Below are 12,308 nucleotides of genomic sequence, written 5' to 3'. Positions count from 1 at the left end.
CGGCGGCAGTGCGTTCGGCACCCTGCGGGGATCACCCCGACACACACCCACCCCCACCCCAACCGACCCGCCTGCTCCCCAGCGCCGACACACCACCCAGCCGGACCCCCATATTCAGCTTCGCCGCGCCAAATCAGCCCCTCCGGCGTTTGAGGAGCGGGGCCCGGGGCGGAGCCCCGATCTGTAAGCCGCACCCTCCAGCTGCGCCGCACCAATCCAGCCCCGCCGGCGTTTGAGGCGCGGGCGGAGGCGGACCGTCACAGGCGGCGGGCTAGCTCCCCGGCCGCCGTCAGCGGCAGCGCGTGGTGCGCAACCCCCGGCAGCACCTCGACGCACGCCCCCGGCAGCGCCTCCCGTGCGGCCCGTGCCGCGCCGCCGGCGTCGTGGCAGCGGGCGCGCTCCGCGAACAGCACGTCGACCCGCCCGCCCGGCGCCGCCGCGAGCGCGGCCAGGTCCGGGCGCGGCCCGGTGACGGGGCGGACCGCGGGGAAGCGGGCGCTCTCGTCCTGCACCCGCAGCCAGGCCGGGTCGAGGGCGGCCCCGCGGGTCTCCCAGGCGAGGAAGGAGCGGATGCGCTCGGGGGTGGGCCGCACCAGCACGGGCAGCGCGCGCAGCACGTACCCGGGGCGGAGCCCGGCGAAGACCCGGGTCGGGTCGATCAGTACGAGGCGGCCGAGCCGGGCCGCGCGCCCGGCGGCGTAGTGGGCGGCGATCCAGGCCCCGTACGAATGGCCGCCGAGCGTCACCGGCCCGTGCGCGCCGAGCCCGTCGAGGACCGCGTCGAGCCAGCCGACCAGGTCCGCCACGGATCGGATCGCCCGCCCGGGCGCCGGGACGCTGAGCCCGGGGTCCCCCACCAGGTCCACGGCGTGCATCCGGTGCGTACGGGCGGCCCCGGCGGCGGCGACGGCGCCCCACACGGTGGAGGTGGCCCCGCCGCCGGGCAGCAGCACCAGCGGCGGGGCGTCGGCCGGCCCGCAGCTGTTGACGCGGGTGATCCCGTACGGGGTGGGCAGGTCGGCGGCCTCGACGGGCCCGGGCCACTGGCCGAGCGCCTCGTCGTAGGCGGCGCGGAAGGAGGACGTCCGGAACGTGGCGGGTGACATGGCGGGGCTCCAATGTCTCGCTGGGCGATAATCTCGCTCAGCGAGAGATCCTAGGCGGAGGCGATGTGGACGACAACCGGGAACCCGACAACCTGCGGCTGGTGCACCTCCTGCGGGCGGTGACGGTCGAGTTCGGCCTGCGCCAGGCGGAGTTCGCCGCCCGCAACGGCATGCACGCCACCGACGTCCGGGCCCTGATCTGCCTGCTCGACGCGGCGCGCGCGGACGAGCCGGCCACGGCCGGTCTGCTCGGTGCCCGGCTCGGCCTCAACTCGGCAGGCACCACCGCCGTGATCGACCGGCTGGAGCGGCTCGGCCACGTGGCGCGGATCCGCGACGAGCGCGACCGGCGGCGGATCCTGCTGCGCGTGGAGCCGGCGGCGATCCGTCTGGGCCGGGAGTTCTTCGGCCCGCTGATCGACGGGGTGCTCCAGGTGCTCGACGGCTTCGACCCCGCCGAACGGGAGGCCGTACGACGCTTCCTGACGGCCGCGCACGCCGTGTTCACCCCGGAGCCCGGCGCGTGACGAACCCGGGCGCGGACCCCGCGTCCGGCTTCGACCTGCACCTCGTGCGTCGGCTCAGGCGCCGGCCCGAACCGGCGTACACGGCCGAGAGGCGGGGCATGATGGGGGACGGGTCCGTCACGGCCGGCGGTCCTCAGCGGTCCCGGACCCGCCGGGAGCCTCGGGACTTCCGAGGGATCGGCACCATGGGCATGCGTGGAGGTCGACTGCCGCGCCCGCCGGGGGAGGTGGGGACAGGGAGAAGCCCGCCCTGTATTCGTCCCGAAGCGCAGGCATCGCGTCCACCCCCGTGCGGGGCCGGGTGGTTTCGCCGGCCGTACCTGCTTCAGCCAGGCGGCGGATCGTCCGCATCGACATCGCCCGGACCGTGGACGCCAGCCGTCTCGCCGCCGCCCACGGGCCCGGAACCCCTGGGTCACCGCAGGGGCGCATCCTCACGCGACCCTTCTCGTGGAGCGGGTGCGAGCACCCCAGCGATAAGCCGATAATAATTCTCTCAGTGTGAGCACGTCCCAACTTTCCCTTGACGTCGGCGCGGAGCGCATCGAGCAGGAATACGACCAGCCGTCGCTTTTTCAACAAAACCGATGCGGTAGCGAGAAAGCAGCGATGTACGGATTGCCGGGGTTTTCACCCGCCTGTCGATGTACGAATTGCCGGGGTTTTTTCACCCGCCTATCGATGCGCGAATTGCCAGGGCGTTTCGGCGATATCAGCCACCTTTCCGTCGCGCGCTCTTGATCGTTCATACCGCCGTCGCAGCTGCCGTTCAGCGGGTGGAGCCGGCCGCCGGAAAGGGATCATCCGGCCGGAACATATCGTGTGACGGGTGGCCGACATGGCTCAGGAAGGAGTCGGCGGCGAAGACGCCGAGCGGCTCCTCCTCCCGCCCCGCCGGCACCACGGCTTCCCCGCGAGACAGCCGCATGGCGTCCACATGGAGGGACAGGACCCACATGAAGCGCTGTCGGCGCCTCAACTCAAGGGCGTCGACGCCCCAGAGACCGCCCACCCCTGAGGACCACCAGGCAGTGAAAACTGTGCCCAGGGGGGTGGAGATCAGCACGATCCACAGGAGGATGCGTCCCACGACTGGTCCTTTCGAAGGCTGAAGTTCAAAGACGTCCAGGCCGGAGCCTCGGCGATCCCCCGGCATAACGTGGCGGCATATGCCAGGTTGCGCCCTGTCCTCCGATTGCAGTCATCCGCGGCGATCCGCCGGCCTCGGCATATCGATTCATTTACCGATGATCAGCCGGCTGCCGCCGGACGAAGTCGACGGAGCCGATGACGGGGCTCGACGTCGAGGGGGCAGACCTGTGCGGCCGCCCTGCGGCGGCGAGAGCCGGCGGCATGCGCGGACGCATACCGGCGCGGCACGGGAGATCAGCCGCTCCGACGGACGGGCGGACGACGCGTCAGTGATGACGGGTCCGTCGCGCCGGAGCCGGGCGTCGAAAAGGGCGCGCTCGATGGGCGCCTGGTCTGTTTGTCGAACCGATAAGACAGGCCCAACACTTACTCATCGGCCACCATCACCCGGATGGCGCATACCCTGACCAACATCGACAGCGTTTATGGAATATGACAACAGCAAAGCTCCCCCTCTTCTTCCGCAGTACTGCAGAGGGGGACGGACAGGGAGCCGGCACTCACTCCGGGGCGATCCGGATCGGGAAGTGGACTTTCATTCCGGGCTCAGGCGACTGCGGTGTGACCCGGAACGCGACGCTGGAACACGAGAGTCTGGAGATCGATCTGAGCTACTCGTCCACGATCTTCGAGGACTTCCTCCATACGATGAGCACGATCCAGGTCGACTTCGGCAGGCGGTGGGGGCACACGGCGGCGTCTCCTACGGCCGTGGGCGAGTGCGCGGGCGGCAGTTCCCGTGTATGAGCCGTACGGGTACCCGAACCTCCACGGTCTCCACCCCCAGCCGGAGACCTCGACGTCCTGGGGTCTGCCGGACCCCACCGCTCAACCGTTCGGCGGGCCCGATGAGGCGCTTCGCTCGTGGGATCCGGTGGAGGAACTAGCCGACCTCCTGCAGGAGAGCGCCACATCCGGGCAGCGGGAGCCGCTCACCGGGGACACGGCCAACGCCATCGGCTTCGTCGCAGGACTGCAACACCCCCCTGCCGGGCGGCCACCCGCACGACCCTCCAGGGGGCACCGCCGGCACCTGCCGAAAACGCCCGTGGTGACCCTGCTGCAAACGGGCAGCCTGTTCACCGCCGTGCTGGTGGGGGCCATCGCCGCTGTCGTGAGCATCCTCAGCGGGTTGGCCATCTGGGACACCCTGCGCCACAGCGCCGGACCCCAGACGGCCCGCGAAGTCGTCAGCTGGTGGCCCCTGCTCATCTACGGCCCCTGGATGGTCGCCTCCCTGTCCATCCTCAGATCGGCCTTGCACCAGCGCCGCGCGCTCCACTCCTGGTCCATCGTCTTGTTGTTCTCCACCCTGGCCACGCTCCTGTGCGTGGCCCAGGCGCCCAGAACGATCGCCGCCGGGGCGGCATCCGCGCTGCCCGCAGTCGCGGCGCTGGCCTGCTTCCAACAGCTGGTCCGCCAGATCACACTCACCCGACCGCCTCGTCAAGCCGCTGCGCGGCACCGCAATCCGACGGCCTCGCTGTCCGTTCCGCTCAGGCAGACGGCCGCGGCCGGGCGCGGGGCGGGCAGCGTCCCTCCCGGCTACCCCGCGGCGGACAGCAGGGCGGTCCGCCCCGCGTCCCCCACCCGCGGATTCGGGTACGGCGCCTGACGGTCGTGCCTGCGCGCAGGCCGGAGCGACGGCCCGTGACGTGGGCGAGGGGTTCCGGTTGTCGACGGTGGCGAACCGAGCGTCCCCCGAGCGGGGACCGCGGAGGGCGAGGGCGGTAGTAGCCGCTAACTCCCTGGTCAACCCGGTCCTTTCCACACGTCGGAGTTTTCACCTGCGCCTTTGCAACGAAGATCGAAACCAATGGTCACGGGCCGTACGCAGACTCAGTCCGACGGTCTACCCACCCTTGTCCCCTCGCGCGCCGGCGGCTGCCGCGCAGCTGAGCCACGTCCCATGGCGAGGGTCGCGCCCGGCAAGGACCCACATCCCGCCGAAGCACCTGCACGGCGCGCTCCGGCGCCGCGTCCCCACATCTCCACGCCTATCACGAGAGATCAGCGACATGTACGAAATGAGCTACCCCGAGCGAGTCCAGTACAAGCGGCGCCAGGACACCGCCTACCAGGCCGGTGAAGACGCCGTCACCAACCTCCGGGCGGCGCTCGCGCTCGCGGACCTGACACTTCCCTCCCTGAGCAACGACGGGCCGGTGGCCGGTCACGGCTTCGTCCGTCTCGGAGGGTGCAACGCGGCCTTCGCCAACCGGCTCGCCGAAGTCATTGCCGCAGGTGCCGACTCCCTGGCGCATCGGCGGAAAGCCAGCAGGGTGGAACAGTCCCAGGACGGGCCGCAGCAGCGCCCCGTCCACGGTGTCGAAGTCGACGGCTACCGGATCCTTCGGACCGAGGCCCCGGCCGCACCGGATTCCATCGCCGCGTTCCTCGTCGGCCTGCGCGGCACCACCCGGCATGCGACCCGACTGGACCGCAGGTCGACGTCGACCCGCTGAAGCCCTGCGAGCGGCGGGCCACGGCCGAAGCGGCCCCCGCCCCCGCCGCCCCTCTTCATCTCACCCCCACCTCCTACCCCCTAGGGTGGCCAGAGCAGGAAAGAGGACGTATCGGATCAAAGGACCCGTTGTGAACGAGGAGCAGCAGCCACACGGACGAGCGGCCCAGCCGACCCTCCCCGCCGGGTCGGGCTCACGGCCCGGGCGGCGGGGGGCCGACTGGATGTTCGGAGGCGTGTACGGGACCGTTCTGGCCAGTGCGCTGTTGGCCGCGCTGCACCAGAAAGGCGAGGAGTTCACCCCGTACTACGACGCCAGCTGGGTGCTCGTGACGGCCGCGACCGCCGGGCTGGCACACGGCTATGCGCACCACATGGCCTCCCACCTGCGGGACTCCGCCCGTTATCGATGGCGGATGCTGAGCCTGGCACTGTGGAACGAATGGCCGCTGATCGTGGCCGCCCTGCCCACCGTCCTCCTGCTGGTCGCCGCCGGGGTCTTCGACTGGGACGCCTACGCGGTGACCGCCGTCGGGCTCGGCCTGAACACCGCGCTGCTGTTCGGGTGGGGTTCGGTCGTGGCGCTCCGCGTGGGCTACCGGATGACCTCGGCCCTGCTGATCGGCCTGGCCGACGCCACCATCGGCCTGGCCATCATCGTGGCGAACGCCGTCATCAAGTAGGGCGGTCGTCCAGCACGCGGCCCCCGCGTCACCCCGGGAGCTGCGCCTGCGCCTGCGCGAGGATCTCCGTCAGCCGGGCCCCGAACTCCGCGCCGCGCGGATCCGGCACGCCCGTGCGGGCGGCGGTGAGGAGCGCGTCCAGGGCGCGGCCGTAGGCACCCGGTACGTCGCTCCAGCCGGGCAGCTCGTACACGCCCTCGGCGCCGCGCAGTTGCAGGCCCACGCCGGCGGCCGCGTGCGGCGCGCCCAGGCTGAGGACGGCGGTGCTGGCTGCGCCGGAGGTGTGCCGCAGCGCCAGCTGGACCACGTCGGAGGGGCCCCGGGTGGCGCTGACCTCGGTGACCTCGCCGAGGACCGGGATGAGTACGGAGAGCGCGTGCGGGCCGACGTCCCACAGCCCGCCCTTGGCCTTGCGCCAGGGCGAGTCGGCGTACGCGCTGGGCGTGCCGTCGGGCGGGAAGACGGCGCCGAGCCAGTGGGCGGCCGCGGTGAACCAGCCGGAGCGTGCGGCCTGTTCCGCCACCCAGCCGGCGGTGGGCTCGGCGAAGCGCAGGGTGAGGAAGACGACGGAGGCGACGCCGTGGCGGGCGGCCGCGTCGGCGACGGCCCCGGCCTCCTCGACGGTCGTCGCGACGGGTTTGTCGAGCAGCAGGTGGCAGCCGGCGGCGGCCGCGCGCACGGCGAGGGGGGCCTGGACGTCGGGCGGCAGGGCGAAGGCCACGGCGTCACACTCGGCGAACAACTGGTCGGGGTCTTCGTACACCTTCACGTCGTGGACGCGCGCCAGCTCGGCCGCCGCCTCGGGCCGGCGGCCCCACACGCCGACGAAGTCGGAGCCGGCGTGCGCGGCGAGGGCGGGCGCGTGGGTGCGGTGCGCCCAGGGGCCGGTGCCGAGCAGTCCGACCCGCGGTCGGGGCTCTCCGATGAGGTTCAAATCAGACGAAATGCTCACCCGCTCAGTCTGCCCCACTCGGACGGGCGTTCCACCCCCGACCCGCTCGTGGCCCGCACAGCCCACCCGACCTGCGGCGTAAACCTCGGTAACACGGGGTTCACACATGGGCAACGGAAGGGAAATCGCGGGCGGGCACGCTGCGGTCATCACCGCAGCGATGAAGCAGCGACCAGCAGCACCCGCAGAGTCTGAGGATGGGGCCCGTGAGCTACAAGGCTGAGTACATCTGGATCGACGGCACCGAGCCGACGGCGAAGCTTCGCTCCAAGACGAAGATCCTCTCGGACGGCGACGCGCTGCCGATCTGGGGCTTCGACGGATCGAGCACCAACCAGGCCGAGGGCCACGCCTCCGACCGCGTGCTCAACCCGGTGTTCTCCTGCCCGGACCCGATCCGCGGCGGGGACGACGTCCTCGTGCTGTGCGAGGTCCTGAACATCGACATGACCCCGCACGAGTCGAACACCCGCGCGCTGCTGCGTCCGATCGCCGAGAAGTTCGCCGCCCAGGAGCCGATCTTCGGCATCGAGCAGGAGTACACCTTCTTCGACGGCGCGCGCCCGCTCGGCTTCCCGGTCAACGGCTTCCCGGCGGCGCAGGGCGGCTACTACTGCGGCGTGGGCTCGGACGAGATCTTCGGCCGCGAGATCGTCGAGAAGCACCTGGACCACTGCCTCGCGGCGGGCCTGAGCATCTCCGGCATCAACGCCGAGGTCATGCCCGGCCAGTGGGAGTTCCAGGTGGGCCCCGTCGGTCCGCTGGAGGTCTCCGACCAGCTGTGGATCGCGCGCTGGCTGCTCTACCGCACCGCCGAGGACTTCAACGTCTCCGCGACGCTGAACCCGAAGCCGGTCAAGGGCGACTGGAACGGCGCGGGCGCGCACACCAACTTCTCCACGAAGGCGATGCGCGAGGACTACCGCGCGATCATCACCGCGTGCGAGGCCCTGGGCGAGGGCAGCAAGCCGCTCGACCACGTGAAGAACTACGGCGCGGGCATCGACGAGCGCCTGACCGGCCTGCACGAGACCGCCCCCTGGAACGAGTTCAGCTACGGCGTCTCGGACCGCGGCGCCTCGGTCCGCATCCCGTGGCAGGTGGAGAAGGACGGCAAGGGCTACATCGAGGACCGCCGCCCGAACGCGAACGTGGACCCGTACGTGGTGACCCGCCTCATCACGGACACCTGCTGCACCGGCCTGGAGAAGGACGGCCTGGTCTGACCCCGGGTCCCCCGGACCCGCCCGGACCCGCCCCGACGCCCGCCGCGCCCCCACAGGGCCGGCGGGCGTTGCCCGTTCCCGCGGGCCGCGGCGACCGCGAAGCCGTGGCCGGCCGCGGGGGGGACCACGATGCGATACGGGGCGCGGGCCGGACCGGCGTGGGCGACCGAGAGGTTGAGGCGAATGCCCTGTTTTGACGAGCGTTTGCGGCGGAATATGAGATTCCGATCCATGATATGAGACGCTGCCTGCCCGCGGGACCTCACATCTGCTTGAATGAGGCCATGGCCAGCCACTCACACACCTCGTCAGGTCGCAGCGACCTCGAGCCGTTCTGGCCCTCCCGTCAGGACCACGATTACGACCGGGAGTGTTGCCGCGCGAAGAACGCGCCGGCCCTCTAAAGCCTCGGGGATCTCCCTCTGACCTTCCCTCAGGCCTTCGGTCTGCGCGGTGCGACATCGATGACGTGCGTACGTCTCCCTGCCGACCACTCCGCGTGAAAGAGCTGACCACTCATGGCGAACACCCGCACCCTCACCTCCGCTGCGACCGCTTCCCTGCCCTATCCGCCCCCTCCGCGCCACCGGCTGCGTTCCGTGGACCGGGACGAGGTGGCCCGGGTCGTGGACCTGCTGCCGCCGGGGGCGACCTGGCTGCCCGCGCCCCAGCACACCCTCCCGACGCTGCCGGGCCAGCCGCCGATGATCGGCTACCTGGTGCTCGTACCGGCCGACCAGCAGCCGACCATCGGCTTCACCCCGCACACCGTGGCCGCGCCGGCCGCGCCCGCGCCCGCCCCGGCCCCGACCGCGGCCGCGCGGGCGGGCGACGCCCTGGTCCGGATCGACTCGGCGCAGCGCACCGCGGAGGTCGACGGGCGGGTACTCGACCTCACCTACCTGGAGTTCGAGCTGCTGGCGCACCTGGTGCAGCACCCGCACCGGGTGCACAGCCGGGACCAGCTGGTCACCACGGTCTGGGGCTACGGCCACGTCGGCGACGGCCGCACCGTGGACGTCCACATCGCCCGCCTGCGCCGCAAGCTGGGCGCGTCCCACCGCGGTGCGATCCAGACGGTGCGCCGGGTGGGCTACAAGTACGCACCCTGACCGGCCTGGGCGACCGTACGCGGCGGGCCCGCACTCCCGGGTGGAGTACGGGCCCGCACGCGTCGCACGGTCAGGCGCTCACGCGCTCACGCGGCCGGGGCGGCCGCCTCGGCGCGGCGGCCCGCGACGAAGCCCAGCAGGACGTCGACCACGAGGAAGGCGACCAGGCTGATCCCGAGCAGCGGGATGAACCAGCCGACCACGGCCGTCACCGCGACCAGCGGCAGGAGCGTGGTCACCGGCAGCTTCCGCCAGGCGCCGCGCGGCTGCGCCCGGCCCACGGACCACGCGCGGTCCTTCGTCGGCCGGCGCAGCCACCACATGCGGTAGCCCCAGAAGACGAGGAACATCAGGGCGACGGCGAGCGCGGCCAGCGCGATCTGGTTGGCGAGGCCGAAGGTCTGACCCATGTGCAGGTCGATGCCGAACCGGGTCATCTTGGCGAGCAGGGGGTAGTCGGCGAAGCGCAGTTCGTCGATGATCCGGCCGTCGGCGGGGTCGACGGCGACCGCGTCCAAGTGCACCGGCACCTGCTTGTCCTGCTCCTTGACGACGTACCCCTTGCCCTTGGCGGGCAGGGTCACGCGGATCGCCTCGGTGACTCCGGCCTCCCGGGCGGCGGCGACGGCCTGGTCGAGGCCGACGTCGGCGGTGGGCGCGGGCGGCGGGGCCATCGGCGTGCCGTCGGGCATGGTGTGCCCGGCGTGCTCGTCGGAGCCGGAGTCCGCGCCGGCGGTCAGCTTCGCGGACACGGCGGGCGTGGCCCCGCCGAGGCCGTCCTGGAGCCGCCCGATGTTCTCGCCGGCGTACTGGGACCAGGTCAGGCCGGTGGCGGAGAGGACGACGAGTCCGGCGACGGTCCACAGGCCGACGGCCCCGTGCCAGGACAGGGTGCGGCGGCGGCCGGTGGCCGCCCGGTCCGGGAGGACGAGCCGCGCCCTGCGCTTGCGGCGACGGCCGATCCACAGGGCGAGACCGCCCAGCGCGACCACCCACATCCAGCTCGCGGCGAGTTCGCTGTAGTTCCGGCCGAACTCCCCGAGCCGGAGGCTGGAGTGGAACTCGCTCAGCCAGGCGCGCAGGGGCAGTGCGTCACCGGCGGTCTCGACCTGCCCGCGCACCTCGGCCGTATACGGATCGACGAACACGGTGAGGGTTCGCCCCTCCGCGAGCCCCTCGCTCTCCATGATCACCCGGGTGGTGGCCTCGGCGTCGGGGGCCGGCCACACGGACACGACCGAGCCCTCGGGGGCGGCGCCCCGGGCGGCCGCGACCTGGGCGCTGAGCGGCAGGACGCTCTCGCCGACGCGGGCGACGGTCAGCTCGTCGGCGTAGACGATCTTCTCGGCCTGCCAGGAGGCGGCGTAGAGCAGGCCGGTTGCGGCGGCGAGGAAGAGCAGCGGGGCGATCAGCAGGCCCGCGTAGAAGTGCATGCGCAGGAGCAGCGGCCGCAGTGCGGCCCAGCCGCCGGCGCGGCTCTTGGGCGGGTCGGATGGGTCGGCGTCCGGGGTGCGGACGTCCTGGACCTCGTCAAGGGACATGGTGGTTCCTCGGTGTGGGCGAAGGCATGGGGACATCGGCCCCAGGTCTCGCCGTCCCTCGCAGCGAGGGAGCGCCGGGTCAGGCGCGAGCAGGACGGCCGGGGGCCGTGAGGCGGGGGAACGGACCCGGTCCGGGCGGCCCGCGGCGCACCACGGCATGGGCGTGTACGGCCCCGCGCAGGCCGCGCGGCCGCTCGTAGGGGGCGGGAAAGACGGGCGGGGCCGGTACGGCGGCCACCCGCGCCCGCACCAGGGCGAGTGCGCGGGAGAGCGGCCGGGCCGCGTGCAGCGCGGCGGCCCCCAGGACCCGGGCGAGCCGGAAGACGGCGGCCTCGCCGCGCGCCAGCCAGGCGGCGCAGAGCAGTCCGGCGAGCAGGTGCGCGGCGATCATCCCGGCGCCGCCGTGGGCGGCCGTCCCGGCCAGGTCGGCCACGCTCGCCAGGTCGGCCGTGCTCGCCATGTCGGCCGCGCTCGCCAGGTCGTCCATCCCGGAGACGTCGGCGGTCCCCGCCGCGTCCGCCGTGCTCGCCATGTGCGCCGCGTGCGCCGTACCGGGGCCTCCGGCGGCCGGCACGTGGTGGTGCCCCTGGGTCGCGGCGGGCGCGGCGGCGACGTGCCCCGCCACGTGCCCCGCGGCCCGGCTGCCCGAGAAGAGGAGGTGCAGCACCCCCTGGACGCAGATCACGGCCGCGGCGATCCCCACGGGACCGCGCCGCCGCCCGGCGGCGAGCCAGGCGAGCCCGCCGGTCACGGCGAAGGCGCTCAGAAGACCCGTCAGCGGGACATCCGTCCCGGACATGTACGAATGCCCCGCAGCGCCCAGAGCGACACACATCGCCGCGAAGATCGCGGCCCGCGTGGCGCGCAGGGGCGCGGATTCCTCAGACATGACCGGGACATGATCCCACGGGGCCCGCCGGAGACCACCGGAGGGCCGTATCCGATCATGAGTACGTGAACGCAATTCCACTGGGAGCGGTGTACGCCGGCGCGGTCCAGCTCGGGGCGTACGCCCTGGAGCGGACGGAGCCGGCGCAGCGGGATCGGCTGCTGCGCACGTGCTCGACGAACGTCGACAACCTCGCCGCCGGGCGCTGGGAGACGCTGCTGAGCAGCGCCGTCGTCGTCGAGGAGCCCATGCCCCTGCCCTACGCCCTGCTGCTCGTCGCCGTCCTCGGGTACGCCGAGTACGCGTACGGCGCCTGGTGGACGGCCGCGGTGTTCCTGTTCGGGCACGCCACGGCGACCCTCCTGGTGTACGGCGCCCTGCGCAGGACGACCGATCCGCAGACCCGGCGCTCCCTGGACGTGGGGACGAGTTACGGCTTCAACGCCGTGCTTGGTGCGCTGACCTCGGCCCTGCCGCGCGGGAGGGTCCGTACGGCCGCCCGGGCCGGCCTGCTCGTGCTCGCCGCGGCGCCCGTGCTGAAGCGCGGGCGCACCTTCACCGACGCCGGCCACCTGGCCGCGCTCGGGATCGGCATCGGGGTCTCGCTGGCCCTCGATTGTCTTTCCGGGGCGAAACATCAGAAACTTGCCTGAATC

At 72.6% G+C, this 12,308-nt stretch carries 13 protein-coding genes; 8 read left to right on the top strand and 5 right to left on the bottom strand.

Annotation, left to right across the window (positions count from 1 at the left end):
• Positions 1 to 257 precede the first annotated feature (257 nt).
• Positions 258 to 1,106, bottom strand: a complete 849-nt coding sequence (locus ACFYP3_RS26315; protein ID WP_388837203.1) for an alpha/beta fold hydrolase — start codon at positions 1,104 to 1,106, stop codon at positions 258 to 260.
• 65 nt (positions 1,107 to 1,171) lie between these two features.
• On the opposite strand from ACFYP3_RS26315, the gene ACFYP3_RS26310 reads away from it, so the two are divergent.
• Positions 1,172 to 1,633: a MarR family winged helix-turn-helix transcriptional regulator gene (locus ACFYP3_RS26310; RefSeq protein ID WP_388837200.1), complete on the top strand. Its 462-nt coding sequence runs from the start codon at positions 1,172 to 1,174 to the stop codon at positions 1,631 to 1,633.
• Positions 1,634 to 2,402: 769 nt separating this feature from the next.
• Here ACFYP3_RS26310 and ACFYP3_RS26305 read toward each other — a convergent pair.
• Positions 2,403 to 2,723, bottom strand: a complete 321-nt coding sequence (locus ACFYP3_RS26305; protein WP_388837197.1) for a hypothetical protein — start codon at positions 2,721 to 2,723, stop codon at positions 2,403 to 2,405.
• Between the two features lie 494 nt (positions 2,724 to 3,217).
• Between ACFYP3_RS26305 and ACFYP3_RS26300 the strand changes: the two genes are divergently transcribed.
• From ACFYP3_RS26300 to ACFYP3_RS26285, 4 genes are all read left to right on the top strand, one after another.
• Positions 3,218 to 3,532 (top strand): hypothetical protein, encoded by a 315-nt coding sequence (locus ACFYP3_RS26300; RefSeq protein WP_388837194.1) that lies wholly within the window; start codon positions 3,218 to 3,220, stop codon positions 3,530 to 3,532.
• 304 nt (positions 3,533 to 3,836) lie between these two features.
• The gene (locus tag ACFYP3_RS26295; protein WP_388837191.1) at positions 3,837 to 4,400 is read left to right on the top strand and encodes a hypothetical protein; all 564 of its coding nucleotides are present in this window, start codon (positions 3,837 to 3,839) and stop codon (positions 4,398 to 4,400) included.
• Positions 4,401 to 4,803: 403 nt separating this feature from the next.
• Positions 4,804 to 5,250 (top strand): hypothetical protein, encoded by a 447-nt coding sequence (locus ACFYP3_RS26290; RefSeq protein ID WP_388837188.1) that lies wholly within the window; start codon positions 4,804 to 4,806, stop codon positions 5,248 to 5,250.
• A gap of 235 nt (positions 5,251 to 5,485) precedes the next feature.
• Complete coding sequence (locus ACFYP3_RS26285; RefSeq protein WP_388837185.1) at positions 5,486 to 5,932, top strand: hypothetical protein; 447 nt, start codon at positions 5,486 to 5,488, stop codon at positions 5,930 to 5,932.
• 28 nt (positions 5,933 to 5,960) lie between these two features.
• On the opposite strand, the gene ACFYP3_RS26280 is transcribed toward ACFYP3_RS26285, so the two are convergent.
• Positions 5,961 to 6,878 (bottom strand): Gfo/Idh/MocA family protein, encoded by a 918-nt coding sequence (locus ACFYP3_RS26280; RefSeq protein ID WP_388837211.1) that lies wholly within the window; start codon positions 6,876 to 6,878, stop codon positions 5,961 to 5,963.
• A 212-nt stretch (positions 6,879 to 7,090) separates the two neighbouring features.
• On the opposite strand from ACFYP3_RS26280, the gene glnII reads away from it, so the two are divergent.
• Together glnII and ACFYP3_RS26270 are read left to right on the top strand one after the other, a co-directional pair.
• Positions 7,091 to 8,110, top strand: a complete 1,020-nt coding sequence (gene glnII / locus ACFYP3_RS26275; RefSeq protein ID WP_388837182.1) for a glutamine synthetase — start codon at positions 7,091 to 7,093, stop codon at positions 8,108 to 8,110.
• Positions 8,111 to 8,628: 518 nt separating this feature from the next.
• A complete protein-coding gene (locus ACFYP3_RS26270) occupies positions 8,629 to 9,222 on the top strand; it encodes a winged helix-turn-helix domain-containing protein (RefSeq protein WP_388837179.1) in 594 nt (197 codons plus the stop codon).
• An 86-nt stretch (positions 9,223 to 9,308) separates the two neighbouring features.
• Here ACFYP3_RS26270 and ACFYP3_RS26265 read toward each other — a convergent pair whose 3' ends face one another.
• Both ACFYP3_RS26265 and ACFYP3_RS26260 read right to left on the bottom strand, forming a co-directional pair.
• Positions 9,309 to 10,763, bottom strand: coding sequence for a PepSY-associated TM helix domain-containing protein (locus ACFYP3_RS26265; RefSeq protein WP_388837176.1), 1,455 nt, complete (start codon positions 10,761 to 10,763; stop codon positions 9,309 to 9,311).
• Positions 10,764 to 10,842: 79 nt separating this feature from the next.
• Positions 10,843 to 11,652 (bottom strand): hypothetical protein, encoded by an 810-nt coding sequence (locus tag ACFYP3_RS26260; protein ID WP_388837173.1) that lies wholly within the window; start codon positions 11,650 to 11,652, stop codon positions 10,843 to 10,845.
• Between the two features lie 65 nt (positions 11,653 to 11,717).
• Between ACFYP3_RS26260 and ACFYP3_RS26255 the strand changes: the two genes are divergently transcribed.
• A complete protein-coding gene (locus ACFYP3_RS26255; protein WP_388837170.1) occupies positions 11,718 to 12,305 on the top strand; it encodes a rhomboid-like protein in 588 nt (195 codons plus the stop codon).
• Positions 12,306 to 12,308 lie beyond the last annotated feature (3 nt).

The organism is Streptomyces sp. NPDC005533, from assembly GCF_042871845.1.
In the GTDB taxonomy this organism is placed as follows: Bacteria; Actinomycetota; Actinomycetes; order Streptomycetales; family Streptomycetaceae; genus Streptomyces.
The sequence above is the reverse complement of the archived record's forward strand: the minus strand, read 5'-3'. Positions and strand labels throughout refer to the sequence as shown.